The sequence below is a fragment of the Kitasatospora sp. NPDC030952 genome (genome assembly GCF_055571335.1).
The window spans coordinates 81,403-108,247 of record NZ_JBVIFM010000022.1; the positions used below are offsets into that span (position 1 = coordinate 81,403).

A 26,845-nucleotide genomic window follows, 5' to 3' on the forward strand; every position below is an offset into this window, starting at 1 on the left:
ACCCCCGCCGCCACCCGGCAGACCCTTCCGAGCGATCCGAGGAACCATGCCCGCGCTCCACCCGCTGCTGTCCGCCTTCGCCCCGATCTGGGCGCTCACGGCGGTCGGCTACGTCGTCGCCCGCGCCGGGCTGCTCGGGCCGCAGGCCGAGCTGGTGCTGACCCGCTTCGTCTTCCACGTCGCGATGCCGGCCGCACTCTTCCTGATGATCGCCCGCACCCCGCTCGGGCACTTCGCCAACGCGTCGATGCTCGCCTTCGTGGCCGGCGCCACCGTCGCGACCGGCCTCGGACTGCTCGCGGGGCGCCTGCTGTTCCGCCGCAAGCGCGGCGAACTGGCGATCGGCGCGATGGCCTCCGGCTACGTGAACTCCGCGAACCTCGGCATCCCGGTGACCATGCAGGTGGTCGGCGACGCCTCGTTCGTCGGACCGGTGATCCTGTTCCAGATCCTGCTGGTCACCCCGGCCGTGCTGGCCGTCCTGGACAGCGGCGCGGCCGGCCGCCGGGCCCTGCTCACCCTGCCGCTGCGCAACCCGGTGCTGCTCGCCACCGCGCTCGGCGCCCTCGCCTCCGCGACCGGGCTGCACCTGCCCGCCGAGCTCAACCACTCCGCCGAACTGCTCGGCGGCGCCGGGGTGCCGACCGCCCTGGTCGCCCTCGGCATGTCGCTGCACAACCGCCCGCCCGCCGACGGACCCTCGCGCCGGGCCGAGGTCGGGCTGACCGTCACGATCAAGACCCTGGTCCAGCCGCTGGTCACCCTGGTCGTGGCCGGCCCCGTACTCCACCTGCCCACGCACCAGCTGCTCACCGTGGTGCTCTTCTCCGCCCTGCCGACGGCGCAGAACGTCTACACCTACGCGCGCGAGTACGGGCAGGGCACCGAACTCGCCCGGGACACCGTGCTCTGGTCGACGCTGGTGTCGATGGCGACCCTGTCCCTGATCGCCTGGACCCTCGGCCCCGCGTAGCGCCCGCGCCCGCCATCACTCACCGGCCTCACTCCTGCCGGCCTCACTCCTGTCGGCCGTGCTCCTGTCGGCCTCACTCCTGTCGGCCTTGCTCCTGCCGGCCTTACTCCTGCCGGGCGGCGGCCACCACCGAGGTCATCGCCTCCAGGAAGCGCCGGGCCGTGGCCAGTTCCGCCGGGTCGAACCGGCCCATGGCCGCGACCAGGTCCCCGATCAGTCCGCCGAAGAACCCCTGCCCCAGTTCCATCGCCCGCTCCTCCACCACCAGCCGCACCTTCCGCCGGTCCTGCGGATCGCGCTCACGGCGGATCAGCCCGAGCCGCTCCAGCCGGTCCACCAGGCCGGTGGTACCGGCCGAGTTGAGCCGGAGCGCCTCCCCGAGCCGGCCCGGGGTGACCACCTCCCCGGCCCGGGCGGCGTCCAGCAGGTGGATCAACGCCCGCAGATCGGTCGGATGCAGACCGTTGCGGGCCGCGAACTCGGCTCCGAACAGGTCCAGTTCGACCGTCAGACCGCGCAACAGGTGGACCAGCCGCATCGGCTCCTCGACCTCGGACACCCTCTCGTCCTTCCTCGGGCACACGTGTGCCACTATTCTCTCGTTCAGCGAGATACTTGTTCAACGAGTGATCCAGCGATGACCGCAGCGCTGACGGCAGCGATGATCCCAGCAGTGGGTCCAGCGCCGATCCCGCACCCGACCCGGAGCCGATCACACCACACCCCGCGGAGGCCCATCATGTCTGCCCGCACCACCCCCGACCCCGCACCGCGCCTCGCCCCGTTCTTCGCCGCCTACGACCGGCTGCTCGCCCGCTGGCCCGTCCCGGTCGAACCGCTCACCGTGCGCACCGGCCACGGCACCACCCGGATCAACGCCTGCGGCCCCGCCGACGGCCGCCCCCTCGTCCTCCTCCACGGCGGCGGCGCCACCTCCACCATGTGGTTCGCCAACGCCGGCGCCTTCGCCGAGGCCGGTCACCGAGTCCTCGCCGTCGACCTCATCGGCGACCCCGGGCGCAGCGTCCACGACGGCACCCCCCTCCGCGACGTCCCCGGCCTGCTCGGCTGGCTGGACGCCGTACTCGACGAACTCGGCGTCCCCGCAGCCGACTTCTGCGCCCACTCGTACGGCGCCTGGATCGCCCTCCAGTACGCCCTGCACGCCCCCGCCCGGGTCGGCCGCCTCGCCCTGCTCGACCCCACCCAGTGCTTCACCGGTTTCCGCCCCGGCTACCTGCTGCGCGCCCTCCCCCTCTTCCTCCCCCGCCGCACCCCGGCCCGCGCCCGCTCCTACCTCGACTGGGAGTCCGCCCCCGGCCCCGCGCTCGACCCCGACTGGCGCGAGCTCTACGCCCTCGGCTACGCCGACTTCCCCGCCTCCCCCGTCATCACCGGCCCCCGCCCCACCCCCACCCGGCTCCGCACCCTCACCACCCCCCTCCTCGCCCTCTACGCCGCCGACTCCCGCGTCCACGACCTCCGCCGCACCGCCGAAGCCACCCGCCGCGCCCTCCCCCACGCCACCGTCACCACCCTCCCCGACGCCACCCACCACGCCCTCCCCCACGCCGCCGCCCCGCAGGTCAACCACCGCGTCCTCACCTTCCTCACCCCGCCCGGCCGCTGACCTCCACCGCCCGGCCGTCACCCACGGAACGGCGACCCCCTACGCTTGCGGATCATGTGGACACAGACGGCCGCCGACGCGTTCCCGGGCAGCGGCTTCAGGGAGCCCGCCCAGGAATCGGCACTGGCCGGGGCGGAGAGCCGACTCGGGGACGAACTGCCGGCCGAACTCAGGCAGTTGCTCCTGGAGAGCAACGGGATCGTGGGCCGGACCAGCGTCGACACGGTCTGGCCCGTCGAGCGGATCGTCGAACAGAACCGCTACCTCCGGGCGGACGCCTCCATCGCCCGGCTGTACATGCCCTTCGATGCCCTCCTGTTCTTCGGGGACAACGGTGGCGGCGACCAGTTCGCCTTCGTACGGAAGCCCCGCAAGCCGGACATCTTCGTCTGGGACCACGAGAGCGACAGCCGCTCCTGGGTCGCCAACGACCTGCGGGACTACCTGGGGCGCTCGCTCGCCGCGGGCGGAGACGACTGGTACCGGTAGCCGAAGGGTCAGCCGCGGTCGGCAGCCCGCCGCAGCAGCTCCGCCGGCAGCCGGTCCGGCAGGCTCGCCGAGAACCGCACCCGCCCGAGCGGCGCACGGGCGTCGATCCGCCGGACCACCGCCCGGCAGGCGGTCAGCGGCCCCCGGTTCTCCGGGTCGAGCCCGGGGTCGTACGAGGTCAGCAGCAGCTCGACCCGGGCCCCGGGCAGGCTCCAGCGAGCCACCGTACAGCCGCCGGGCAGCCCGGACAGCTCATCGGGCAGCAGCGGAAGGGCCGTACTCCCGATCGTCGTGATAAACACAGCGGGCCGAACGGCGTGTCGACGACGGGCCGCTCGCCGAGGCGGAGGCGGGTCCGCGGAACGGTGGGGAGCAGCACCCGTGCCGGCGCCCGCTGTTGCCGATTGGTGTTCCCGCCCCGGAAACAGGGGCGCAACGGTGCCCGGACTCCCCATGCTGTGACGCACCGTCAGACCGGTCCGGCTGGCGGGCAGGGCGTGGCCGGCGAAGGCCGCCACGGATCGAGGAGGTTCACGGTGCAGCGTGCGCTGCTGTCGACCAGGGCGACTCTGGTGCTGCTGATCGGCGTGCTCACGGGAATCGGCGCGGGCATCCTGGCCGCCGCCGGGGGCGGGCACCTGGTCCGGTGCGTCCTGTACGGCGCCGGCGCCTTCGGCGTCAGCGTGCCGTTCGTCAACCGGCTCGTGGGCGATCCCGAGCAGGAGCCGGCCGAGAACGAGCCCGCCTCCTGATGCCCGCGCGGCCCGGGCCCTCCGGCTTCCCGGTCCCCGGGCCGCTACCGTGACCGCGACCGCGACCGCGACCGCGACCGCGCCGACACTGCAAGGATGGTGGCCTCCGTGGAGGCCCATGAGACACCGGGGGTGACCGGGTGGGAAGCCTGCAGCCGCTGAACGCCGACCTGAACAAGGAGTGCCGCGCCTTCGCCGAGGCGCTGCGCAGCCTGTTCGCGGGGCTGCGACCCACGGTGTCGGTGCGCCGCTACAGCTCGCGCCGCCACCTGAGCCCAGGGGCGCTCTCCCGCTACCTGTCCGGGCAGCGGATCCCGTCCTGGCAGTTCGTGCAGGACCTGCTCACCGACGTCGGCGCCGACCGGGGCAACGTCGCCACCCCGGAAACCGTCGAGCTCCTCCGCTGCCTGCACGCGGCCGCGCAGCAGACCAGTGCCTCGGTCGGCCACGCCGTACAGCAGTTGCAGTCCCAACTGGCCGAGGCCGACCGGCTCTCGCGGCGCTCCGCGGCGCACAGCGACGTCCTGGGAGACGCCTTGCTCGACAAGAACCACCGCATCGCCGACCTGGAGCTGCGTCTCAACCAGTTGGAGACCGACTGGGCGCGGGAGCGCGCCCGCGCGGACGAGCTCTCCCGGTACGGCGGTGACCGCGCAGACCTGCTCCTCGAGAAGCAGGCCCTGGAGACGGATGTCGCGCGGCTGGAGACCGAGCTGGCGGAGGCGCTGCGGCGTCAACTCGCCGCCGAGGCCCGCTGCGAGCTGCTGGAGCGCCAACTGATCGTCGCCGAACAGCAGGCCGGCGAGGACCCGCTGCGGATCGAGGCACCCGCGCCCGCCACCACCCCGGCCGCCACCGGCAGACCCAGGGTCCTCGTCGTCGACGACCAGCCCGCGAACCTGGTCGCCCTCGAAGCCGTCCTCGCCGCCGCCGACTGGGACGTCCTCGCCGTCGCCTCCGGCCCGGAGGCCCTGAAGGCACTGCTCCAGCACAACGACATCGCCGTCATCGTCCTGGACGTCCAGATGCCCGGCATGGACGGCTACGCGACCGCCGCCCAGATCAAGAGCCGCGCACAGACCCGCGACATCCCGATCATCTTCGTCACCGCGATCGGGTCCGACCCGGAGAACACCCTGCGCGGCTACGACGCCGGAGCGGTCGACTTCATCGTCAAGCCCTTCGACCCCTGGCTCCTGCGCGCCAAGGTCACCGTCCTGACCGGCATGTACCTCAACTACCGCGGCACCCCACGCGCCATGCCCCCGCACCAACCCGCCCACACCGCCACCCCCTGGCTCCTCCCCACCACCCCCACCGCCGACGGCCTCGTCCCGTCACCAGCGGGCCGCCCGATGGTGAAGCCCTGACAACCCGATGCCCGCTCGCCGGGGCCCCTCGCCGCACTGACTGCGAGGGGGCCATCGGGCGAACGGTCACGTGGCACGCAGCCGCCTCCCTCGGCGGTCCAGGGGCTGACCAGGGTCGTCGACCGGCACCGTGACCGGCGCCCACTCCCACCGAGCCGCTGATCCACGGCGCAGTCCTCCCAGCGTCCGTCATCGGCCGCACACGGACCGTACGGGCCGTCAGACCGAGGGCCGTCCCTCCGGCGCTGCTTCACGCGGCGCCTCGGCGGGCGCGGGTGTGGCTGCGGCGGCCGGGGGCGACACCAGGGCCTGGATCCGGGACTCCTGGGCGGCTCTGGCTGCGAGCGGGTTGATGTCGGCCCGGCGCGCTTGTTGCATGGCGGTCAGCCGGGTGACCACGATGATCGCCGCGATTGCTGCCGCCAGTCGAAGGGCCGAACCGGTGGCTTCCACCCGGATGCTGTTGCGCAGGTGCTCGAGGTCATCGGGGAACAGCGGGTTCACGTGACCCACCATGGTGCTGGCGATCCGGTCGACGATCAACGAGCCGATCCAGGTGGACCACCACACGACGAGGATCTTCTCCGACGGCGTGCGCCGTCTTCCCTCGGCGTCCAGCGGCGCGCTCGCCCTCCAGCAGTCCACCATCAGCTGCCAGGGGAACCAGAGCAGGACGACCGGGGTGAACCAGGCCCCGATGCTCCAGCCGCGTCCCAGCCGGTGGGCGCTCGGTGCCAGCAGCTCGGCGTTCCTGCGGATGCGGTAGAACCAGACGATGAACACCACGGCGGTGGCCAGCGCCAGCAGGATGAACACCCCGTTCAGGGCGTGTGCCACGGAGTCGATGGCGTCGAAGTCGTCGAAGGTGACGTCACCTGATCCGTCCACCACCCGGCCCACGAGCAGGTCCGACCAGAGGTCCACCGCGATCGCGACCGCTGCCACCGCGGCGTTCAACCCCAGCAGGGTGTAGAGCGCCGCGGCGAGACCGTTCGCCGGACGCAGGGCCGCCGCCCACCCGGGGCCGCCTCCGCGCAGCCGAAGCAGCGGCCGCTGTCCGTCCCCACAGGGCGCGTCCCGCACGCCAAACACACCATCGGATCGTCAACTCCAGGAAATAGCCGCGTGCTGGACCACGCACGCCGGTAGGCCAGCGCCCCGACCGGGGCGGGCGCGCCGACTCTAGGGGATCCACAGCCTGCACCGCCAGAGAGTTTTCGCAGCTCAGAGGCGGTATCGCCAGATAACCGACAGATCGCTCAGCCGCCGGACACGGGGGTCGGATCCGGTTCCGTGCCCTTCTTCCGGTGTCGGCCCGACTCGATCTTCATGTGTGGCTGTCGAGTCACTCCTGGGTGGGGGACGTGAGGGCGGAGAGGGCAGGCCCGTATGGCTCCGGATCCGGCGTCAGGCCGAGTCGGCGGTCCTCGCAGCCCGGGGACGAGTCGCGGTGTGGGGCGTCAGCGGCGGACCAGGCCCGCCTTCCGGGTGAGGTCGGGGTCGTCCGGGGTGCCGAGGACGAGGGTCCGGAGGGCCGCACCGGTGTAGACGGCCAGGAGGCGGGCGATCCTGCGGGTCTTGTGCACGGTGGGGTGTCCGTTTCTCTCGGGCCGGCGGGGTGGTGCGGGTGGTGGCTACCAGGAGGTGGCGTCGTCCATGGACTGCTGCCAGTAGGTGGTCTTGAGGGAGTCGTCGAGGTAGACGCCCTTGGTGGGCAGGGCAGGGTGGGCGGCGGGGCCGACGCTCTCGTTGCCCGAGGGGCCGTGGAAGTAGAGGTCGAGGGTGGTGGAGGTGTAGCCGTTGGTGTTGTCGGTGCCGTCGGTGGAGGAGAGGTTGACGGAGGCGTAGCCGGACTGGCCGGGCTGGAGGGTGACGACGGCCTGGGGCTTGGAGTCGGTGATGACCGGGGGGACGGACTGGGCCTGGCCGAACTGGAGGGCCGGGTAGTCGTAGAGGTAGCAGGTGGCGGTGCCGGTGTTGGTGACGGTGAGCAGCAGGTGGTTGACGGGGCGGTTGAGCGGGGCGGCGGTGGTCTTGGTGGTGGCGGCGGTGCAGGTGACGGGCTTGGCCGCCTCCGGGGCCTGAGGAGCGGGGGCCTTCGGGGCGGGCTTGGGGGCGGCGGGCGTCTTGGGGGCGGTGCCGGGGTCAGCGGCAGCACTGGCGCCGGTAGAGGTGGTGCCGGCAGCGGAGCCGGCGGTCGAGGCGGAGGCCGCAGCGGTGGCCTCCTGGGTAGGGCGGGCCGTGGCCGACGGGGTGGCGGTGCCCGAGGGAGCGGCCGCGGCCTTTCCGTCCTCGCTGCCGTTGTCGTTGCCGCAGGCGGTCAGCGAGAGGGTGGCGAGAGCGATGCTCGCGGCAGTGGTGATCAGTCGGGTGCGGGAGGTGCGGACGGACATGTGGTCGGGCCCCTTTCGGCGTTCGGTCGAGCGGTTCGTCGACTCGATGACCAGAGCTTGCGGACCGATCCGTCCCAGCCGGAAGATCCACCGGCACGATGGGGAAGGTGGAACGCCGAAACGGGCTCTGACCAGCGGGAACGCAACGAGCCTGGAACGCTGGAACGGGACGCGGCGCCCTGGCGACCGACGGCGGACCGGGACCGGCGCCGCCTCCCGGATCCCGAAGACCCCTGTGTCACCGGGGGTGGGCGGGGGGGTGGGGTGGGGGTGGGTGCGGTGGCCGGAGTGCTGGGTGGTCTGCTGCGGCTGGGGGTGGTGGCCGAGCACCGGACGGGCGGGCGGTCCAGGCGCCCTTCGTGGTCTTCCGCGAGGCGCTGAAGGAACTCGGCACGACCCTGCCGGACGAGCGGACGGCCGACCGCTGCCCGCTCCACCACCTGGCAGGCCGGCTCGCGGCCGGGGAGATCACGCCCGCCACGGCGGCGGGCCGGATCTGGTACCTCGCCATGACGGGCGACGCCGAGCCCGAGAACGCGTTCCTGGACGACGGCCATCGACGACCAGCCCGCCAACCCCTGGGCCTGACACCGGCCGAAGCCGCCCGGGGAGGGTCGTGCTCACACGGCTCTCCCGCCCGGCGCCCCGGGCGGCCCCGGCGGCCGGATGCGTAGGCGCCGTCAGTGGATGGCGCCGTCAGTAGATCAGGTAGCCCGGGCGGTGCCCCTCGTCCTCGATCTCGCCGGTGGCCTGGGCCCGCAGCTTGCGGGACAGTTCCTCCAGGGCCCGCGAGGCCGCGACCTCCTCGCCGATCCTGGCGAGCGGGCGGTCCTCCGCACTCTTCTCGGCCTCACCGTGCGCGCTCAGGCCCGGCGCCCTCGCACCCGTCAACCTGGCGTCGCACACCGTGTGCACACCGTCTTCGTCGAAGCTGAGCTCCACGTCCCACTGGTTGTGCATGCCACACCTCCTGGCGGCGGCCCCCGTCGCGCCGATCCCGGCCGACCCGGGCGGTGGGCCCGTGGCGGCCGCTCACACCAGCGTGCGCCCGCCCCACCCGTGGCGGCAAGCGCGGGCTTTCGCGGCGGTGGCCGGTACGGATCCGCCGCGTCCGATCGGCCCGGCCGCCGCCCCGGCGGTACGCTGACGGAAGCGTGCCGCGCCCGCCGAACCCTCCCCCGGAACCGCCGGCGCGGCGCGGGGCAGCGACAACCTGGTGGTCCCTCCGTGGCGGTCTTCCTCCTCGCTCTGAGTGCGGCCTGCTGTCTGGGACTCGGCTTCGTCCTCCAGCAGCACGCGGCGCAACGGGCCCCCCGTGCCGACCTGCTGCGCTGGCGTCTGCTGCTGGACCTGATGCGGATGCCCGAGTGGCTGCTCGGCACCGGGTTCATGGTCAGCGGTCTGCTCCTCTCCGCGCTCGCGCTCAACCAGGGCGAGGTGTCCCTGGTCGAGCCGCTGCTGGCGACCAACCTGATCTTCGCCATGGCACTCTCCCGGGTGCTCACCCGTCAGACCCTCGGGCGTTCCGGCTGGGCCGGGGTGCTGCTGCTGGGCCTCGGGGTGACGGCCTTCATCGTGGCCGGGAAGCCGACCGGCGGCGGTCCGCCCGCCGGGGAGCTGCGGCACTGGCTGGTGGTCGGCACGGTGGTCGGGCTGACCCTGCTGCTGGTCACCCTCGCCCGCCGGCTGCCGCTGTTCGAGGAGGCCACCCTGCTGGCACTCGCCGCCGGGCTGCTCTACGGCCTCCAGGACGCGCTCACCCGCACCACCACCCAGCGCCTCGACCACGACGGGCTGATGGTGGTGCTGCGCACCTGGCAGCCGTACGCCGTGGTGGTGGCGGGCGTGGTCGGACTGCTGCTGGTGCAGAGCGCCTTCGAGGCCGCCCCGCTGCGGATGTCGCTGCCGGCGCTGACCGCCGCCCAGCCACTGTCCGGGATCGCCTGCGCGGTCGGCTTCCTCGGTGACCGGCTGCGGGTCACCCCCGGCGCGCTGGCCTGGCAGGCGGCCGGGCTGGTGGCGATCGTGATCGGGGTGATCGTGATCGGTCGACATCCGGCGATGCCCGGCAGTGTCCGCGAGACCTTGGAGAGCATCGGGGTTCCGCCGGAGGACCGGCCCGGTGACGGTAATGGCGACGGCAACGGTGACGGCGGCGGCGATGGCGATGGCAGCGGTGACGGCGGCGGCGGCGATGGAGATGGCAACGGTGACGGCGGCCGGGAGCCGGGCGGTCGCGGCGACACCGGCGTGAACCGTAAGCGCGAGTAGCGCGGGCAGGTGGACCGATGTGCTGGAGCGCCCAGGCGGACGCCGTGGCCGGCGCGGCGGTCGCGGGCGTCGGCGTGGCGTGTCTGGTGCGCGCCCGGCGGTCCAGGAGGCCGCAGCGGCTGCCCCTCGCCGCGCTCCCGCTGGTACTGGGCGTGCACCAGCTCGTCGAGGCGCTGGTCTGGCTCGGTACGGACGGTGAACTGCCGTCCGCCCTCGCCGGGGCGGCCCGCACCGCCTGGGCGGTGATCGCCCTGCCGCTGTTGCCCGTGCTGGTCGCGGTAGGGGTCTGGTGCGCAGCCCACGAACCCGGGCACCCGGCCGGCCCCGGCCGACGCCGCGTACTCGCGCTGCTGGCGCTGCTGGGCGCGGCGGTGGCGGTCCCGCTCGCGGCCGCCGTCGCCGCTCACCCGGTGACGGCCACCCAGCACGGCCACACCCTCGGCTACGCCATCGGCATCCCGCACCCGGCCCTTCTGCTCACCGGCTACCTCCTCACCACGGTCGGCTCCCTCCTGGTCAGCGGCGACCGTCTACTCCGCCGCCTCGGTCTGCTCACCGGAGTGGGCGCGGTGCTCTGCGCCCTGCTCTGGCGGCTCGCGTTCGTCTCCACCTGGTGTGCCCTCGCTGCCTTGGCCAGCCTCCTACTCCTCCACTGGGTGGGACACCCGCCCACGGACCGTCGGCGACCGGTGAACGCCGGGCGGGCCCGTCCGCCCCTAGGGCCGCGCCGCCTCCACCGCGCCCTCTTCAGCTCGCGCCTGCCCATCGGCCCTGGCTCCCCCGTGCCCCCGCAGCCGGTCCATCTCCCGCCATTCCGGCCGCAGGCCGGTCAGCGTGGTGGTGGCGAAGTACAGGGCGCCGGCCGTGAGCAGGCCGGGTATCAGGCCGACCAGGGCGACGGCCGCGCCCGCGAGGAGGCCACCGAGGGGGATGCCTGCCCAGGCGAGGGAGTCGCCGAGGGCGTGGACGCGGCCGAGGAGGTGGCGGGGCACCCGTTCGAAGAGGACCGCGCCGAGAATCGGGTTGAGGAAGCCTGCCCCGAAGCCGCCCAACGCGAAGACCGTGACCACCGCCCACATCGGCGCGTCCAGCGCCAGCACCAGGTAGCGCGGTGCCCCGGCGATCAGGAAGCCGGCGAAGAAGACCGTACGGCGGGGCAGCCGGTGGGCCAGCGCCGCCGCGATCAGGCTGCCGATCACCGCCGTGACGCCCAGGACGCTGCCGAGCAGGCCGATCGCGGCCGGTCCACCACCGGACTCGCGGGCCCAGACCGGCAGCAGGACCGTCGTGAACCCGGCGTCGAGCAGGTTGGTGATCCCGACCATGACCGTCACCGTGAGCAGCAGCGGCTCGGTCCGCAGGAAGCCGAAGCCCTCCCGGAACATCCGCCAGTAGCCGCCGCCGTTCGGCTCGCCTTCGCCCGGGGCCTCGGCGGGCACCGTGCCCGGGGCCGCCGGGCGGCCCATGCCGGGCGGCAGCGCCAGGGCGATGATCAGTGACCCGAACGCGAAGGTGCCCGCGTTGACCGCCAGCCCGGCCAGCGGACCCACCAGTGCGACCAGCCCGCCGCCGACCGCCGGGCCGATCGTGGAGGCCAGCCGTTCGGTGACCCCTGAGAGCCCGGTGGCCCGCTCCATCGGCACCCGGGCGTGGTCGGCCGCCTCCGGGACCATGACCGACTTGGCCAAGTCTCCCGGCCCGCGCATCGCACCGATCACCGCGACCATCGCCAGCAGCAGCCCGAACGGCAGCATCCCTTGGACGTGCAGCAGCGGGACCAGCCCGGCGGCGACGGCACTCACCGCGTCCGTCGTCCAGGACACCACGCGCGGCCCGATCCGGTCGACCAGCGGCCCGGTCAGCGCCTTGACCAGCACGTACGGCGTCATCTCGGCGAAGGCGACCAGCCCGGTCAGGGTGGCGCTGCCGGTGGTGGCCAGGACGAACCAGGGCAGGGCGATGGCAGAGATCCGCGTCCCGGTCAGGGAGACCGCCGTGGCGGCGAGCACCCCGGCCAGCGGCCGTAGGGTGCGCGCCGGCGGCTCGGCGATGCTGCTGGTCATTCGGCGCTCCCCTCCCCCGGCTCCGGCTGCCCCTGCGGATCGGGCAGCACGTGGACCGCGACGGACACCTGCTCGCTGCCCTCCGGCACCGGCCCCTCGGCGCCGACCCGGCGGTAGCGCCGGAGCACCGCGGACAGTTCGGCCGTCAGTTGCTCCGCTTCGGCCGGCGTGAGCTGGAGCAGCATGTCGCTGAAGTCGACCGTTCTGCGCCACTCCCTGGGCATCGTCTCGAAGGCGTCGAGCGCCCGCTGGGCGGTCAGGGTGTGGCTGGCCAGCACGGAGCGCAGGAAGCCGACGGCCGCCCCGGGCTCCTCGTCCGCCATGTCCTCCCCCGTCCAGACCGTCATCCGGTGCGCCGAACGCCACCACCGCTCCCGGGCGTTGCCGCGCTCGGTGTCCTCCTCGACGAAGCCCGCGGCGGCGAGCTGGCGCAGGTGATAGCTGGTGGCTCCGGAGTTGAGCCCCAGCCGCTCGGCGAGCCTGGTCGCCGTGGACGGGCCGTGCTTGCGCAGCAGCCCGACCAGTTGCATCCGCACGGGGTGGGCCATCGCCCTCATGCCCTTGGCGGTGAGGACGACGTGCGGGTCGTCGCTGTGCTTCCAGCCGCGGTCTTCGGTCATGGCCAGGAGCCTAGGACCGCAAAGAAGTGTTTGCAAAGGGTTTTTTGCGAAGCTTCTTTTGCGGTCGCCGGGTCGCCCGGCTGCCCGGTTTCCCGTCGCCCGGTCGCTCGGCCGCCGCACCGCACCGCCCCGCCGGTCGGCGGACCGCTCACCCGCCGGTCGGCGGGGGCCCCGCCCCGCTTCGCGCCCCGGAGCCGGATTGTCACCCGGGCGGCGGAGGGGCAGGCTGTCATCTAGGGCCCGGGAAAATGGCCCGCCCCGGTCGGCCGCGGAATCGATGACGGCCACCGGTCAGGCACGAGGGGCAGGGCAATGACACGCGGGAAGCTCTGGGGCTACGTCGCTTCGGGGGCCCGAGCGCTCGGCGCGCTCGGCGGCGTGGGCGGCGCGGGCGCCGTCGATCGCAAGGACGACGGGGGCGCCCCGGACGGCCTCGGGCCGTTCCCGCCGACGGCGATGGCCGGCCCCCGGACACTGTCCCGCACGGAGCTCGACCGGCTGAGCTGGACCGGCCGGCAGGCCGGGTGCGAGCCGCAGGCACGACACGTGCAGGTCACCGAGGTGGTGCGCCGGGTGGTTCGCGGCGGCGGCCGGGCGGCGGCCGTCACGGTCCGGCTCGCGCCCGGGCTGCCGGTGGTGGCCGGGGACGCCCGCCGGATGGAGGCCGCGGTAGCCGGGCTGCTCGACCACGCGATCCGGCGCAGCCCGCTGGGCAGCCGGGTGCTGGTCCGCGCGGACGTCACCCGCCCCGACCCGGCGGCGCCCCGCACCGCGGCCGAACGGGACACGACCGGACAGGTCTCGACAGGGCACGGCACGAGCGCGCGCGGCACGGCGCGCCGCAGCCGGGAACGGGTCGAGATACGAATATCCGACCGCGGAGCGTACGAGCCCCCCGAGGCCCGCGAATGGCTGTTGGCGGGCGTCCGGGCCAGCGGACCGGTGGGCCCCGCCCTGCACAGCCTGGTGGTGGCGGCGGGCGGACGCCTCGCGGTCGAGCCGACCCCCGGCGGCGGCCTCACCGTGGTGCTGTTGCTCACGGTCGCCTACGACTAGGGAGCAGGCGCGGGCGCGGGCGCTGGCGTAACCGTAGGCGTAGGCGTAGGCGTAGGCGTACGAAGGCGTACGCGTAGGCGCAGGTGCAGGAAGCAGACGGCGCCACTGGTGCGCACCGCGCGGCGAACGGCAGGCTCCGACCCTAGACTTGCCCCATGCCCCGGCTCAACGACCAGGTCAGGGAGCTGCTCCAGGAGTACGCCGACCTGATCAACATCACCGGCGGGGACGCCTTCCGGGCCCGCGCCTACGAGAAGGCCGCCCGGGCCGTCGGCGGCCACCCCGAGGACGTGGCCGGCCTGGACGTCAAGGGACTGCAGCAGATCCCCGGCGTCGGGAAGTCCACGGCCGAGAAGATCGCCGAGTACCTCGCCACCGGCGAGATCCCCGCACTGGAGGCCCTGCGCGCCGAGATCCCGTCCGGCGTACGGGGGATGATGGCCGTCCCCAGTGTCGGGCCCAAGCGCGCCCTCGCCCTCTACCGCGACCTCGGCATCGCCTCGGTGGACGAACTCGCCGCTGCGATCCGCGCCGACAGGCTGACCGGTGTGGCCGGATTCGGCGAGCGCAGCGGGGAGAAGATCCTGCACGGCATCGAGCTGATGCGGCAGTCCGGAGGCCGGACCCTCCTCGACGCCGCCACCGAGCTGGCCGAGCAGCTGGTCGCGGCGCTGTCCGCCGTCCCCGGCTGCACCCGCTGCGCGTACGCCGGTTCGCTGCGCCGGATGCGCGAGACGGTCGGCGACATCGACGTGCTGGCGACCGCCGCCGACTCCGCCCCGCTGATGGCCGCGCTCACCGAACTCCCGTACGTGACCGAGGTGATCGGCAGCGGGCCGACCAAGACCTCGGTCCGCACCGCCCAGGGGATCCAGGTCGACCTGCGGGTCGTGCCCGAGGAGGACTGGGGCGCCGCGCTGGTCTACTTCACCGGGTCGAAGGCGCACAACATCAAGCTGCGCACGATGGCGGTGCGTGCCGGTCTGAAGCTCTCCGAGTACGGGCTGTTCGAGGTCGGCGGCGACCCCGGGAAGGACGACGCCAAAGGCGCCAAGGGGACCGGCGAGACCAAGGGAACCAAGGGGACCAAGGGGACCGGGGACGCCAAGGGAACCAAGGCCACCGGGGGCGGCAAGGGCAAGGCGGAGGAGGGCGCCAAGGTGGTGTCCGCCTCCGAGGACGAGGTGTACGCGGCGCTCGGCCTGCCCTGGATCCCGCCGACGCTGCGCGAGGACCGCGGCGAGATCGAGGCCGCGCTGAACGGCGAACTCCCGGAGCTGATCCAGGAGTCGGACCTGCGCGGCGACCTCCACACCCACACCGACCTGACCGACGGCCTGGCCACCCTCACCGAGATGATCGACACGGCGGCGGCCTGCGGCTACTCCTACTACGCCGTCACCGACCACGCGCCGGACCTGGTGATGCAGCGGATGACCGACGAGAAGATGCTCGCCCAGCGCGAGGAACTGCGCCGACTCGCCGACCGCCACAAGAAGTTGCGCCTGCTGCACGGCACCGAACTGAACATCGGACCGGACGGCGGCGTGGACTGGCCGCCGGAGTTCCTGGCCGGCTTCGACGTCTGCGTGGCCTCCGTGCACTCGCACTTCAACCTCGACCGCGCCGCCCAGACCCGCCGGTTGATCCGCGCCTGCGAGAACCCGTACGTCCACGTCATCGGCCACCTCACCACCCGCCGGATCGGCCGGCGCGGGCCGATCGACGTCGACCTGGACGCGGTGTTCGCGGCCGCCGCGCGCACCGGCACCGCGATCGAGATCAACAGCTCCCCGCAGCGGCTCGACCTGCGCGACGAGGACGTCCTCCGGGCCAAGCGGCATGGGGTGCGCTTCGCGATCGACAGCGACGCCCACGCCACCGGCCACCTCGCTTACCCGCGCTTCGGCATCGGTACGGCGCAGCGTGGCTGGCTCACCACCGAGGACGTGATCAACGCCTGGACGTGGCAGCGGCTGAAGCGCTTCCTGCGCAAGGACGCACTGCAGAAGTAGTCCACCCCACTACGGATGTCGTCACTACGGCCGCCCGTAGGCACTACACCTGCAGTAACAGCACCCGTAGTGGCCCGCCCTACCCCTCCGCCAGCTCCCCCAACTCCCCCAACTCCCCCAACTCCCCCAGCGAAGCCCCCAGCGAAGCCCCCGGCACGGCCAGCACCCGGGCGGCGCTGCGGTGCCCGAGCCCGGCCGCCAGGCGGAGGTCCCCGGAGTCCAGGAACCCGGCCAGGAAGCCCGCCGCGAAGGCGTCGCCGGCCCCGGTGAGGTCGCGCACCTCCGCCACCGGCGGCACCGGTACGGTGAACAGCCCCTCACCCGGTACGTCGACGGTGGTCGCCTCGGCCCCCGCCTTGGTGACCACCGTGGTGGCCGCCAGCCGGGCGCGCTCCGGCCCCGGCAGCCCGTCCAGCAGCAGCCCCAGGAAGGCCGACTCGGAGCGGTTGGCGAACACGAAGGTGGGCGCCAACTCGGCCAGCAGGCCCAGGAACCGCTCCCGTCCGAACTGTTCCAGCATGCCGGTGGAGGAGGCGTCCACCGAGGTGGTGCCGCCCGCCCGCCGGACCCGGGCGAGCGCGTCGAGCGCCGTCCGGCCGACCGGCTCGCCGTCGAAGGAGTAGGCGGGCACGTGCAGGTGGCTCAGGCCGGTCAGCCAGTCGTCCGGGACGCGTTCCAGCAGCGTGGCGGCGCCGCGGTCGGGCAGCATGGTCCGCTCGCCGTCCTGGTCGATCAGCACCACGATGCTGCCGGTCTGCCCGTGCCGCTGCACCCGTACGTCCACGCCGTGGCCGCCGAGTTCGGCGACGACGCCGTCCCCGACCGGGTCCGCTCCGACGCAGCCGAGGAAGCGGGCCGGGACCTGCCCGGCGGCGAAGCAGGCGACGTTGGCCGCGCTGCCGCCGCGCCGCCGGAAGACCCGGGCGCCGGAGTCGGTGCCGTGGCGCAGCGGGCCGTCGACCCAGACCACGATGTCCTCGACGAGGTCGCCGAGCACCCCGAGCACGGGTCAGGCCCCGGTGGACGCGGTGGACGCGGCGGACCCGCCGGCCCGGGCGGCCAGGGCGGTGGCGATCTCGCCGCCGAGGCGCACGTTGCCGCGGTAGACCTCGACGTTGACCTCCAGGCTGCGGCCCCCGGTGTCGCGCTGGATGTGGTCGAGCAGGAAGGGGGTGGAGGCGTTGCCGGTGATGCCCCGGCGCTCGGCCTCGGCCCAGGCGCGGGCCAGGATGCCGTCCAGTTCCTCCGGCGGCAGCTGCTTGGCCGGGTCGACCGGATTGGCGATCAGGACGGCCTGCGGCAGGTCGAGCCGGTCGCGGGCGTCGATGATCCCGGCGGCCTCCTCGGGCGACTGCACGGCGAAGTTGATCTCGTGGCCGGAGTCGGTGACGTAGAAGCCGGGGTACTTGGTGGTGCGGTAGCCGATGACCGGGATGTTGAGGGTCTCGAAGCGCTCCAGGGTGGCCCGGATGTCGAGGATGGACTTCACCCCGGCGCTGATCACGGTGACCGGGGTGGCGGCCAGGGTGGTCATGTCGGCGGACTCGTCGAAGCTCTCCGAGGCGCCGAAGTGGACGCCGCCGAGGCCCCCGGTGGAGAACACCCGCACGCCCGCGCGGTGGGCGAGGAAGGCGGTGGCGGCGACGGTGGTGCCGCCGTGCCGGCCGAGCGCGGCGACCACCGGCAGGTCGCGCAGGCTGACCTTGTCCAGGCCGTCGGTGGCGGCGAGTTCGGTGATCTGCTCGGTGCTCAGGCCGACCGTGGGGACGCCCGCGTGCACGCCGATGGTGGCCGGGACGACGCCCGCGCCGCGCAGCCGCTCCTCGGCCTCCAGCGCGACGGCGAGGTTGCGCGGTCGTGGCAGGCCGTGGGTGAAGATCGTCGATTCCAGGGCGACCACGGGTCGGCCGGCGGCGACGGCCTGCGCGACCTCCTCGGAGATCCGGATGGCGGGGTTGCCGGCGGGGTTGCCGGCGGAGGCGCCGGCGGGAGTGCCGCCGGAGGAGCTGACGGAGGTGCTGACGGGCAGTCCGGTCATGAGGCGAGCTTCCTGTGAGATGCCACTGCGATGGGGCAACGCGACGATCAGCGTAGGGACGGTTCGGATCGGAAACCAGAATGAGTCCTGGGGTTTCCGATAGATGATCAGCTATCAGTTCGCACTAGGATGATCCCCATGGGCTTCACCTTGCGGCAGCTGGAGGTCTTCCTGACCGTCGCCGAGACGCTGCACTTCGGGCGGGCCGCCGAACGCCTGCACATCTCCCAGCCGACGGTCAGCCAGGAGGTCGCCCGGCTGGAGCGGACCGTCGGCGTCGAGCTGTTCGACCGCAGCCGCCGCTCGGTCGCGCTGACCGAGGCGGGCGAGGTGATGGCGGCCGAGAGCGCGCGGCTGCTCGAACAGGCGGGGGCCATGCTGACCCGGGTCCGGCTGCACGAGGAGTCCCGGCTCGGGACGGCCCGGATCGTCGCCTCGCCGAGCGTGGCCAACCGGCTGCTGCCCGCCGTGGTCAGCCGGGCCGAGCAGGAGCTGCCCGCGCTGGACACCGCCGAACTCGCCGTCGACACCGGGCAGGTCTCCACCACCCTGGCCGGCGAACTCGCCGACATCGGCCTCGGCCGCTTCCTGGAGGACGTCCCCGGCTACCGGCTGGAGCGGATCGCCGACGAGCCGGTCCGGGTCGCCCTCGGCCGGGACCACCCGCTGGCCGGCCGGGCGAGCCTGCGGCTGGGCGAACTGCGCGACCTGCCACTGCTGTTGTGGCCGCGCGAGCAGCACCCCCGGTACTACGACCACGTCCTCGGCCTGTGCGCGGAGCACGGCGTCGACCCGCCGGTGCTGGTCAGCCCGCCGCGGATCGTCGGTTCCCGGCTCTACCTGCTCGCCCGCAACCGCGCCTTCTCCCTGGTGCCCGGCTCGATGACCGGCCACCTCACGGAGGACGTGACCACCGTACGACTGGAGGGACGGGCCACCCTGCCGCTGGAGATGCAGTGGCGCACGGACGACCGGCGGCCCCCGCTGGCGACGCTGCGCAACCTGATCCGGCAGGAGGCCGCGGAGCTGGAGGAGTGGTAGCGCCACCGCGCACGGCAGGAGCCGCAGGAACCAGAGGAGCCCCGGGAACCACAGGAACCACGGGAACTCCGAAAACCGGAGAAGCCCCCCGGAACCGGAGGAACGCCGGGAACCCCGGAACCCCGGAACCCCGGAAACCGGAGAAGCCGCCGAACCCCGGAAGCCGCCCGCAGCACAGGAACCGGAACGCCCGCGGCAGCACCCGACCCCCACCCTTGACGCTCACATGCCAGCGCCGGAAGGATGCCCGGATCACCCACCCGGCCCGTCGCGAGCCGACGGGCCGCCCGACCCCGGGGATCCACCTTGGCCCTGCGCCCCCTGCCCTCCCCGCGCCCCCGCCGCCCGCTGCTGCGCCGCCTCGCCGGACTGCTCGGCGCCGCCGCCCTCACACTGGCAGGCACCCTCACCACCGCCGCGCCCGCCCACGCCGACTTCGGCCGCGGCTACCACGACCCGGTCACCGCCACCAAGCCGCTGACCCGCCCCGACACCCGCTCCTGCACCGTCGAGGTGATGCACGACCGCGAGTTCCGCAACGGCTACGGCAACCCGCCCGACACCCCGTACACCGCCACCGTCACCCCGCCCGCCGACTGCGCCGGGCCCTGGTCCGCCGTGGTCATGGACCTCCACGGGCAGGTCGCCGGGCGGCAGTTCGACCGCATCTTCAGCGTCCGCATCGGCGGCGTCCAGGTGCTGCTGTCCTCCACCCCGGAGCCGTCCCCGGACGGCATCAAGTGGAACGTCGAACGCGATCTCACCCGCTACGCCCCGCTGTTCGCGGCCGGGCCGCAGCCGTTCTCGCTCGACCTCGCCAACGTCACCGACGCCACCTACACCGGTGTCTACAAGCTCTCGGCGAGCCTGACCTTCTACACCGCGGACGACCGCTGGCCGGCCGCCCACGGCGCCGACCAGGTCCTCACCACCGGGCCGTTCGCGCTCACCCAGGCCGCTCCGGGCACCGCCCAGGACGTCACCTTCCCGCAGAACCTGCAGCGCCTGACCGCCGAGGTCTACGCCCGCGGCGGCGGCGCCTGCGAGGAGTTCGCGTACGCCTCCGCGCCGGACGCCTTCGTCGCCGCCAACCCGTCGATCGGCGCCTGCGGCAAGGGCCCGTTCCGCGAGCTGCGGCTCACCGTGGACGGAAAGGTGGCCGGCGCGGTCTGGCCGTACCCGGTGATCTACACCGGTGGCTGGGACCCGCTGCTGTGGCGGCCCGTCCCGGGCGTCTTCGCGTTCGACCTGCCCGCCTACCGGCTCGACCTCACCCCGTACGTCGGCCTGCTGCTCGACGGGCGCCCGCACCGCGTCGGCATCACGGTCAACGCCGCCGAGGCGCAGAGCAACGACCAATGGACCGGCCAGGTCAACCTGTTCGCCGAGGTCGACCACGGAACCGACCACACCTCCGGGCAGCTCACCGACTACCGGGTCGCCCCCGAGGCCACCGTCGCGACCGAGCTCGCCGACCACGGTGGCGGCAGCGGCGACTGGACCGTCACCGCCGCCCGGCACGACCTCGCCCGCGGCTGGGTGCAGACCTCGCACGGCCGGATCACCACCGAGGTGCGCGACGACCTCGCGTTCAGCTCCGCCCAGCAGCTGCGCGACGCCGGCAACGACGTGACGCTGCACAACGACGCCGACCTCACCCGCACCACCAGCACCTGGGGCGGCGGACCGCACCGCACCACCACCGTGCACGAGGGCGAACCGCTGGACGTCACGTACAAGGTGACCCACGACGCGGCCGGGAACACCGACCAGAACACCGCGATGGACCTCGGCTACCACCGCGAGGCCACCACCGCGACCGGCGGCCACGTCACCGAGCGCTCCACCGTGGACCACACCCTGCGACCCACCGCCACCCGCCACGACGGCGACCGCACCGTCCGCACCGGCAGCAGCACCGAGGACTACCGCAGCACCGGGCCGGACGGGCCGTACCACCGGACGCTGAGCTTCGTCGACGGGTGGCCCGCGCCGTAGGCCCCGCCTTCCGGCCCCGCCTCCCGGCCCCGCCTCCCGGCCCCGCCTCCCGGCCTCGATTCCCGGCCCCGCCTCCCAGCCTCGACTCCGGCCTCGACTTGCGAGATTTGCCCGTTTTCGGGCCGTTCACCCCTGGTGCACACGCCGTGGGAGGCGCATGATGGGAGATGGACCTGCGAGGCAGCTGAAGGCAGTTCGACCGCAGGAGGCAGTGGCGACAGGTCGAGACGGATCAGGGTCTGCCGCTGGTACTACCTCGGTCGACGATCGAACTACCGGCCGGAGGACGTGACGTCCGGAGGCCACCCCCGCCTCGTAGGTTCCGCGCGTCCACGGAGCATCCCCTCGGCTCCGTGGACGCGCTCCTTCCCGCCCCAGCCCCAGCGCGCGCGGGGTGGCAGAGGCGGGGCGCTACTGCGGCACCCGGTACCCCATCTCCCAGGCGTGCACCGCGATCCCGACCCGGTTCGGCACCCCCAACTTGCGCTGGATGCTGGCCACGTGGGTCTTCACCGTGCCCGGGGAGATGAACAGTTCGGCCGCGATGTCGGCGTTGGTCCGGCCCGCCGCGACGTGGCCGGCGATCTCCACCTCCCGCTCGGTCAACGCCACCACCGGAGCCGCCGGGCGCGCGGGCCGGCGCGGCGCCGTCACGTGCTTCAGCAGCCGCACCGTGACCGACGGGCTGATCAGGCTCTCGCCGTCCGCCGCCGCCCGCACCGCCTCGGCCAGCAGGGACGGGCCGGAACGCTTCAGCAGGAAGCCGGACGCGCCGTGCTGCAGCGCCGGGTAGATGTACTCGTCCAGGTCGAAGGTGGTCAGCACCACCACCCGCACCGAACCGGACAGCCGCCTGGTCACCTCCAGCCCGTCCAGCCGCGGCATCCGGATGTCCACCAGCGCGACGTCCGGCCGCAGTTCGGCCGCCAGCTCCAGCGCGGCGAGCCCGTCGACGGCCTCGCCCACCACCTCGATGTCCGGCTGTGCGTCGAGGATCCGCCGCACGCCGCGCCGTACCGCCTCCTGGTCGTCCGCGATCAACACCCGGATCACCCGCGGACACTCACCGTTCGTACTCGTCACACCGGGCAGTGTCCCGCACCACCCGGCGGACGGGAAAGTTCATGCCGCCGATCCGGCCCGGTTCACCTCCGCCCGGTGAAGCTGGCGCCCATGAACGCCCCCAGCGGACGCACCCCCGCCAGCACCCCGGCCAGCACCCCGGCCGGCCTGATCGAGGACGCCCCCTGGTCCGCCTTCCGCGACGCCGACAACCCGTACGGCTTCGCCTCCTTCGACGTCCACCCGGGCGAGCGCGGCAGCGCCACCACCATCGACGTCACGTACTACGCCGTCAGCGGCCCGTACGGCGACCTCGCCCCGGTGGACCGCTTCACCCTCACCCGCCCGCGCGGCGCCCGCGGCGGCGGCCGGGAGCGCGGTTGTGCGCCCCGCCGACGGACCCGGTTGTGCGACCCGTCAGCGGGCTCAGATGTGCGTCCACCCGCCGTGGGCGAGGAGCCCGATGGGGCCCGCCGCGAGCAGCGCGGCGAGTACCGTCCCCGCCGAGCCGCGGTTTCGCCGTGCGGTGAGCAGCAACATGACGCCGGACGGGAAGGCGAAGACGAAGACCGGCAGCGGGATCAGGAGGTACGGGGACGAGCACAGCGCCTCGATGCCGAGCTGCAGCCAGCCGACGGTGAGGCAGGCGCGCCGGAAGTCCGGCTCGCGTGGTACGACCAGGGGCAGCATCGTCAGCCCGAGGAACCCGAGGAGCAGGCCCCAGTACCAGGGGCCGCCGCCCCACCACAGGCCGTCAACGACCCATGGAATCCAGGTGACCACGGCCAGCGCGGCGAGTACGCGCCCGCTGGGCCTGACCCGGCCCCGCACGGGCTCGGCGCGCCGGACATCCCGCCGGTCGGCGAACGCGGCCTCGACCGCATAGCCGGGCGGCACCGAGTGTGACTCGCTCATCCCCTACCCCCGAACACGATTTGAACGCGTTCAATGACTTGAACGCGTTCAACTTAGCGCTCCCGCCGTCCCGGCGAAAACCCGGGGTACGGGAGACCGCTACCGCCCCGGCAGGGTGCAGCACACCTGCCAGCCCGACCGGCCGAGCGGGCCCGAGGTCAGGGTGCCGCCGTGGGCGGTGGCACGGGCCGCCAGGCCGGCCAGGCCGGTACCGCCCGCGCCGGGGCGGCGGCGCAGCCGCGGCCTGCGGGTGGCCGGCCCGCCGGTGTCACCGACGGTCACCCGTACCGCCCGGCCGTCCGGCTCCAGGGCCACCCGGACCGTCACCTCGGTGGCCTGCGGGGCGTGCCGGCGGACGTTGGTCAGGGCCTCCAGGACGACGGCGTACGCGGTGGCCTGGGCCTCGGCGGCGAGCAGCCCGACGGTCTCCGGGGCGAGGTCGACGGTGGCGTGCGGGCCACCCTTCGTACCGAAGCGGGCCACCAGCTCCGGCAGGTCGGCCAGGCCGAGGCGGCGCGTGGTCCCGGCCGCCCCCTGATCCTCGCGCAGCGCGCCGACCATCTCGTCCATCGAGTCGAGCGCGCGCAGCCCCGCCTCCTCCAGCCGGCGCAACAGGGCCGCGGTCTCCTCCGCTTCCTGGCCGGGGAGTTGGCCGGCCTGGGCCTCCAGCACGATGCCGGTGATCTCGTGGGCGACGGAGTCGTGCAGGCCGCGGGCGACCTCGAGCCGCTGCTCGCGCCTGGCCCGGGCGACCGCCCGCTCCCGCCGGGCGTCCAGGACCCGCAGGTAGAGGCCCGCCCCGGCCACCCCGAGCACCGGCAGCAGCGCGAACAGCACGCCGATCACCGGACCGGCCGGGCCGCCATGGGGCGTCCGGAGGGCGAACCGCAGCGGCAGCACCACGGCCGCGAGCCCGACCAGGCTGCCGACCGGCCCGGCCCAGCGGTCCGGCAGCCGGCGGACCGCCCGGAACAGCACCCCGAGCAGCGCGAGCCATTCGAACGGCAGCCAGAACGCGGGCAGCCGGTAGGGCCCGGAGTAGCAGAGGTCGACCAGCAGCGAGGCGGCGGCCACCGCGCCGGCGCCGGTGGTGGGGGCGAGCCGCCCGAGCGGCCAGGGCAGCAGCGCCACCGCCGCGGCGAGCGCGGCCGTCAGGGCGAGCAGCAGGGCCGCGCCGTGCTCCCCCCGGTGTGCGAGCGCCACGGGCGCGAGCAGCAGCAGGGCGGTGCCGACGGCGGGCAGGCGACGGGGCCGGTCGGGGCGGGGAGGCGGGTCGGTGCGCACCCCTCCGAGCCTACGGCCCGCTCTCCCGGGGGATGCCGGGCTCCTCCGCCGGGAGGAGGCAACTCCCCTCCGCAGCGGGAGGTTTGCCCGGTCCGGCCGGGCCAGACTCGATGCCGTCGGAGCGACCGGCCGGGGAACAGGACCCCGTCGGAACACCTGGCCGCGGAACACCACCCGCCGGAACAATCGCCCGCCACCCACCGGATCAATCGCCCACCCAGGAGGCCGAACCGCCATGGACCGCCGCCGTCTCGCCACCGCCGCTGCCGCGCTCTGCCTCCTGGCGGCCACGGTCGCCACCGCCGCCCCGGCGACCGCCGCGGCACCGGCCACCGCCGACGGCTTCGGCCCGGTGGTCCTGCACGGGAGCGCCGGGACCGTCCTCACCGCCGCCTTCGACGGCTTCACCGGCGACCCGGTCCAGCTCACGGTCGACGCCCGCGCCGGCCGCAACTCCGACCCCGGCACCACCCGCGGCCACTTCCACGTCCGCCATGTGCACACCGACGGCCGGCTGGTCGCGGACTTCGAGGGGGACATCACCTGCCTGGCCGTCGGCGGCCGGGAGGCGATCGCCACCGGCGTGGTCACCGGGGGCGAGGTGCCGTGGTTCCCGGGCCGGCCGGTGGTCGGCCAGAAGGTCGCGCCGTCGGTCGAGGACGACGGCCGACGCGGGGACCGGGTCGGCTGGGTCTGGGGCTTCTTCGGCGCACCGGTCTCGGACTGCCAGGGCACGGTACCGTTCCTCCGCACGACCAGTGGCGACTTCTCCGTGCACGGCTGACCACCGCCCGACCAGGGCCTTCCGGGTGCCCGACCGGGCCGGGGCGTCACCACCCGCCCGCTCCCCGGCTCCCTGGAGGCCCCGATGCTCCCCGCCCGTCATGCCACCGCCCGCCCGACCGCATCCCGGTCGGCCAGAGCCGGCAGCCCCGGCCCGACTACGGCCGACTCGCCGCCGTCGGCCCGTACTTCGCCCTCGACAGCGACGCCACCGGCAGCCCGCCGCCCGGCTCCCGTCCCCTGCCGGAGCTGTACGGCACCGGGCCGGACGCGCCGCTCGCGGCCCGGATCCGGGTGGTGGCGCAGCGGCTGGGCACGGCCGAACTCCGGGTCGCCGCCTCGGTCCTGCACCTCGGACTGGCCGCCCGGTTCTGGTCGGTGGGCATCGGCTCGGCCGTCCTGCTGGGGACGGTGCCGACCCTGGAGCGGGCCTGGGTGCGGATCCCGGACCAGGGGCCGATCGACCTCTGGACGCCGCCGGAGCCGGTTCACCCCGATGCCGGGGAGCTCGTCGACCGGCTCCACGAGGCCGTCCTGATCGGCCTGTTGGAGCCCCTGGCAGCAGCAGTGCGCGCCGCCGTGCCGCTCTCGGCGCGCCTGCTGCGCGGCAACGAGGCCTCCGCGCTGGCCGGGACGCTGCGGGTGCTTGACGCCCACGCGCCGGGCCGGGCAGCCGAGTTGGTCGCCGGCCTGCTGGACCGTCCGCCACTGGCCGGCTCCGGCGCCCTGCTCACCGGCCCACGCGGGGCCGCGTTCCGGCGGACCAGCTGCTGCCTCTACTACCGGACCGGGCCGGGCGCGGGGCTCTGCGGGGACTGCTGCTTCACCCGGCCGCCCAGCCGCCCGAATCGGAGCCGGCCCTAGACGCACGGGCCCGCGCCCGGCTTGTCCAAGGCCGGGCGCGGGCCGTCGATCCCCACCCGGTGCCGATGCCCTCGCACCGGGTGAAGTCCTTTCCGGCGTACGGTCCTCAGACCGCGACCGCCTCCTCCATCTCCTCCTCGGCCTCCACCGGCGTCTCCACCGCCCGGCGTCCGCGGCCCTCGTACATCGCCGCGGCGACCAGGGCCGCCCCGCTCAACAGCAGCCAGACCAGCAGGGTCAGCAGGTGCCCGCCGAGGCCGGCGCCGCCGTCGAAGTACAGGATGCTGCGCGCGCCCTCCAGGAAGCCGGCGCCGGTCCAGAAGCCGTGCAGCGCCCCGAAGAAGTCGTTCTGCAGCTCGGGGCGGTAAATCCCGCCGGAGGTGGTGAAGTTGAGCATCACGAACAGCACCATCAGGGTGAGGGTGGTCCACTTCTTCAGGAAGCTGTGCAGGCCGATGCCGATCAGCACGATGCCCGCGGAGTAGAGCCAGCCGAGCGCCCAGATCGCGGCGCGGTCGTGGTCGACGACGTGGAAGAGCGGTCCGGCGGTGGCGATCCCGATCACGCTGACCACCAGTGAGACGGCCAGGCCGACCAGGGCCCGGATCCGCAGGCTCAGCCCGGCTCCGGCGGCGCCGATCACCGCGACGCTGGCGTAGGAGCCGATGCTCAGCGCGACCAGCAGGAAGAACAGGCCCTGACCGGTCGGGTCGCCCTTGGCGGGAGTGGTGAGGTCGGTGACGTGCAGCGGGACGCCCTGCCGGTCGGTGACGTTGGTGAACACCGCCGTGGCGGCGACCACCGAGGTGTCCGAGTTGCCCTTGGCCACGATCAGTTCGGGGTTCCTGGCATCCGGGACGAAGGCGCCGACCAGGGCGCGGTCGCGCAGCAGCTGCTCGGCTGCGGGGCGGTCCGCGATGGTCCGGACGTCCAGCGCGTCGCCGGCCTTGCCCTGGATGGTCTGCGCCAGGCCCTGGGCCTGGGGGCCGGAGCCGACGACGGCGACCTTGAGGTGGTTGGGTTCCGGCTGGTGGAAGGCACCCTGGTAGGCGAGCGCCATGCCGAGGCACATCAGCAGCGGGGTGAGCAGGTGGATGGCGAGGTGCTTGAGCGAGTGCCCCAGGGTGGGCGCTGCGGCGGGGGTCTGGGGTGTGCTCATGGCGTTCGTACCGTCCTCCGGCGTTCTCTTCCGGCTCTTCCGATCGAGGTGACACATACCACCAATCAA

General features: G+C 74.0%; 27 protein-coding genes and 2 pseudogenes. 14 read left to right on the plus strand and 15 right to left on the minus strand.

Going from position 1 to position 26,845, the window contains the following annotated elements:
* The first annotated feature begins 46 nt into the window (after positions 1-46).
* Entirely contained in the window at positions 47-973 is a 927-nt protein-coding gene (locus ACZ47G_RS30830) for an AEC family transporter (RefSeq protein ID WP_465748281.1), read from the plus strand.
* A 103-nt stretch (positions 974-1,076) separates the two neighbouring features.
* Here ACZ47G_RS30830 and ACZ47G_RS30835 read toward each other — a convergent pair whose 3' ends face one another.
* A complete protein-coding gene (locus tag ACZ47G_RS30835; protein ID WP_465748405.1) occupies positions 1,077-1,511 on the minus strand; it encodes a MarR family winged helix-turn-helix transcriptional regulator in 435 nt (144 codons plus the stop codon).
* A 201-nt stretch (positions 1,512-1,712) separates the two neighbouring features.
* On the opposite strand from ACZ47G_RS30835, the gene ACZ47G_RS30840 reads away from it, so the two are divergent.
* Positions 1,713-2,603: an alpha/beta fold hydrolase gene (locus ACZ47G_RS30840; RefSeq protein WP_465748283.1), complete on the plus strand. Its 891-nt coding sequence runs from the start codon at positions 1,713-1,715 to the stop codon at positions 2,601-2,603.
* 54 nt (positions 2,604-2,657) lie between these two features.
* A complete protein-coding gene (locus ACZ47G_RS30845) occupies positions 2,658-3,092 on the plus strand; it encodes an SMI1/KNR4 family protein (protein WP_465748285.1) in 435 nt (144 codons plus the stop codon).
* Between the two features lie 8 nt (positions 3,093-3,100).
* On the opposite strand, the gene ACZ47G_RS30850 is transcribed toward ACZ47G_RS30845, so the two are convergent.
* Positions 3,101-3,394: a hypothetical protein gene (locus ACZ47G_RS30850; RefSeq protein WP_465748287.1), complete on the minus strand. Its 294-nt coding sequence runs from the start codon at positions 3,392-3,394 to the stop codon at positions 3,101-3,103.
* A gap of 234 nt (positions 3,395-3,628) precedes the next feature.
* On the opposite strand from ACZ47G_RS30850, the gene ACZ47G_RS30855 reads away from it, so the two are divergent.
* Positions 3,629-3,844: a hypothetical protein gene (locus ACZ47G_RS30855; protein WP_465748289.1), complete on the plus strand. Its 216-nt coding sequence runs from the start codon at positions 3,629-3,631 to the stop codon at positions 3,842-3,844.
* 140 nt (positions 3,845-3,984) lie between these two features.
* Complete coding sequence (locus tag ACZ47G_RS30860; protein WP_465748291.1) at positions 3,985-5,214, plus strand: response regulator; 1,230 nt, start codon at positions 3,985-3,987, stop codon at positions 5,212-5,214.
* A 219-nt stretch (positions 5,215-5,433) separates the two neighbouring features.
* Here ACZ47G_RS30860 and ACZ47G_RS30865 read toward each other — a convergent pair whose 3' ends face one another.
* From ACZ47G_RS30865 to ACZ47G_RS30875, 3 genes are all read right to left on the minus strand, one after another.
* Positions 5,434-6,297, minus strand: coding sequence for a DUF4328 domain-containing protein (locus ACZ47G_RS30865; protein WP_465748293.1), 864 nt, complete (start codon positions 6,295-6,297; stop codon positions 5,434-5,436).
* A gap of 377 nt (positions 6,298-6,674) precedes the next feature.
* Positions 6,675-6,800, minus strand: coding sequence for a hypothetical protein (locus ACZ47G_RS30870; protein WP_465748295.1), 126 nt, complete (start codon positions 6,798-6,800; stop codon positions 6,675-6,677).
* Between the two features lie 48 nt (positions 6,801-6,848).
* On the minus strand, positions 6,849-7,607 hold the full coding sequence (locus ACZ47G_RS30875; protein WP_465748297.1) for a DUF4232 domain-containing protein: 759 nt from the start codon (positions 7,605-7,607) through the stop codon (positions 6,849-6,851).
* 359 nt (positions 7,608-7,966) lie between these two features.
* Between ACZ47G_RS30875 and ACZ47G_RS30880 the strand changes: the two genes are divergently transcribed.
* Complete coding sequence (locus tag ACZ47G_RS30880) at positions 7,967-8,281, plus strand: hypothetical protein (protein ID WP_465748299.1); 315 nt, start codon at positions 7,967-7,969, stop codon at positions 8,279-8,281.
* Positions 8,282-8,303: 22 nt separating this feature from the next.
* Here the strand turns inward: ACZ47G_RS30880 and ACZ47G_RS30885 are convergent, their stop codons facing one another.
* Positions 8,304-8,567 (minus strand): dsRBD fold-containing protein, encoded by a 264-nt coding sequence (locus ACZ47G_RS30885; RefSeq protein WP_188302898.1) that lies wholly within the window; start codon positions 8,565-8,567, stop codon positions 8,304-8,306.
* Positions 8,568-8,834: 267 nt separating this feature from the next.
* Between ACZ47G_RS30885 and ACZ47G_RS30890 the strand changes: the two are divergent.
* Positions 8,835-9,680: pseudogene (locus tag ACZ47G_RS30890) on the plus strand (DMT family transporter); the annotation flags it as partial.
* Between the two features lie 215 nt (positions 9,681-9,895).
* Positions 9,896-10,543 (plus strand): annotated as a pseudogene (locus tag ACZ47G_RS30895) (DUF6629 family protein); the annotation flags it as partial.
* A gap of 51 nt (positions 10,544-10,594) precedes the next feature.
* On the opposite strand, the gene ACZ47G_RS30900 reads toward ACZ47G_RS30895, so the two are convergent.
* Positions 10,595-11,941: an MFS transporter gene (locus ACZ47G_RS30900; protein WP_465748301.1), complete on the minus strand. Its 1,347-nt coding sequence runs from the start codon at positions 11,939-11,941 to the stop codon at positions 10,595-10,597.
* Positions 11,938-12,561 carry a helix-turn-helix domain-containing protein gene (locus tag ACZ47G_RS30905; RefSeq protein WP_465748303.1) on the minus strand — a complete coding sequence of 208 codons (624 nt, stop codon included), beginning with the start codon at positions 12,559-12,561 and terminating at the stop codon, positions 11,938-11,940. The genes ACZ47G_RS30900 and ACZ47G_RS30905 overlap by 4 nt, the downstream gene beginning before the upstream one ends.
* A gap of 312 nt (positions 12,562-12,873) precedes the next feature.
* Here ACZ47G_RS30905 and ACZ47G_RS30910 point away from each other — a divergent pair, with 312 nt between their 5' ends.
* Together ACZ47G_RS30910 and ACZ47G_RS30915 are read left to right on the plus strand one after the other, a co-directional pair.
* Entirely contained in the window at positions 12,874-13,617 is a 744-nt protein-coding gene (locus tag ACZ47G_RS30910; RefSeq protein ID WP_465748305.1) for a histidine kinase, read from the plus strand.
* A gap of 155 nt (positions 13,618-13,772) precedes the next feature.
* The gene (locus ACZ47G_RS30915; protein WP_465748307.1) at positions 13,773-15,632 is read left to right on the plus strand and encodes a helix-hairpin-helix domain-containing protein; all 1,860 of its coding nucleotides are present in this window, start codon (positions 13,773-13,775) and stop codon (positions 15,630-15,632) included.
* 79 nt (positions 15,633-15,711) lie between these two features.
* Here ACZ47G_RS30915 and ACZ47G_RS30920 read toward each other — a convergent pair whose 3' ends face one another.
* The gene (locus tag ACZ47G_RS30920) at positions 15,712-16,638 is read right to left on the minus strand and encodes a carbohydrate kinase family protein (RefSeq protein ID WP_465748309.1); all 927 of its coding nucleotides are present in this window, start codon (positions 16,636-16,638) and stop codon (positions 15,712-15,714) included.
* A gap of 3 nt (positions 16,639-16,641) precedes the next feature.
* A complete protein-coding gene (locus ACZ47G_RS30925; protein ID WP_465748311.1) occupies positions 16,642-17,670 on the minus strand; it encodes a pseudouridine-5'-phosphate glycosidase in 1,029 nt (342 codons plus the stop codon).
* Positions 17,671-17,808: 138 nt separating this feature from the next.
* Between ACZ47G_RS30925 and ACZ47G_RS30930 the strand changes: the two genes are divergently transcribed.
* Both ACZ47G_RS30930 and ACZ47G_RS30935 read left to right on the plus strand, forming a co-directional pair.
* Positions 17,809-18,711 (plus strand): LysR family transcriptional regulator, encoded by a 903-nt coding sequence (locus ACZ47G_RS30930; protein ID WP_465748313.1) that lies wholly within the window; start codon positions 17,809-17,811, stop codon positions 18,709-18,711.
* 306 nt (positions 18,712-19,017) lie between these two features.
* Entirely contained in the window at positions 19,018-20,709 is a 1,692-nt protein-coding gene (locus tag ACZ47G_RS30935) for a peptide-N4-asparagine amidase (RefSeq protein WP_465748315.1), read from the plus strand.
* Positions 20,710-21,120: 411 nt separating this feature from the next.
* On the opposite strand, the gene ACZ47G_RS30940 is transcribed toward ACZ47G_RS30935, so the two are convergent.
* The 4 genes from ACZ47G_RS30940 to ACZ47G_RS30955 form a co-directional block, all read right to left on the minus strand.
* The gene (locus ACZ47G_RS30940; protein ID WP_465748317.1) at positions 21,121-21,792 is read right to left on the minus strand and encodes a response regulator transcription factor; all 672 of its coding nucleotides are present in this window, start codon (positions 21,790-21,792) and stop codon (positions 21,121-21,123) included.
* A gap of 62 nt (positions 21,793-21,854) precedes the next feature.
* Entirely contained in the window at positions 21,855-22,052 is a 198-nt protein-coding gene (locus ACZ47G_RS30945; RefSeq protein WP_465748319.1) for a hypothetical protein, read from the minus strand.
* A 145-nt stretch (positions 22,053-22,197) separates the two neighbouring features.
* A complete protein-coding gene (locus ACZ47G_RS30950) occupies positions 22,198-22,686 on the minus strand; it encodes a hypothetical protein (RefSeq protein ID WP_465748321.1) in 489 nt (162 codons plus the stop codon).
* A 99-nt stretch (positions 22,687-22,785) separates the two neighbouring features.
* Positions 22,786-23,970: a sensor histidine kinase gene (locus tag ACZ47G_RS30955; protein ID WP_465748323.1), complete on the minus strand. Its 1,185-nt coding sequence runs from the start codon at positions 23,968-23,970 to the stop codon at positions 22,786-22,788.
* A 235-nt stretch (positions 23,971-24,205) separates the two neighbouring features.
* Between ACZ47G_RS30955 and ACZ47G_RS30960 the strand changes: the two genes are divergently transcribed.
* Together ACZ47G_RS30960 and ACZ47G_RS30965 are read left to right on the plus strand one after the other, a co-directional pair.
* On the plus strand, positions 24,206-24,754 hold the full coding sequence (locus tag ACZ47G_RS30960) for a hypothetical protein (RefSeq protein WP_465748325.1): 549 nt from the start codon (positions 24,206-24,208) through the stop codon (positions 24,752-24,754).
* A gap of 296 nt (positions 24,755-25,050) precedes the next feature.
* Positions 25,051-25,617 carry a (2Fe-2S)-binding protein gene (locus ACZ47G_RS30965; RefSeq protein ID WP_465748327.1) on the plus strand — a complete coding sequence of 189 codons (567 nt, stop codon included), beginning with the start codon at positions 25,051-25,053 and terminating at the stop codon, positions 25,615-25,617.
* 106 nt (positions 25,618-25,723) lie between these two features.
* Here the strand turns inward: ACZ47G_RS30965 and ACZ47G_RS30970 are convergent, their stop codons facing one another.
* Complete coding sequence (locus ACZ47G_RS30970; RefSeq protein ID WP_465748329.1) at positions 25,724-26,776, minus strand: hypothetical protein; 1,053 nt, start codon at positions 26,774-26,776, stop codon at positions 25,724-25,726.
* Positions 26,777-26,845: the final 69 nt, after the last annotated feature.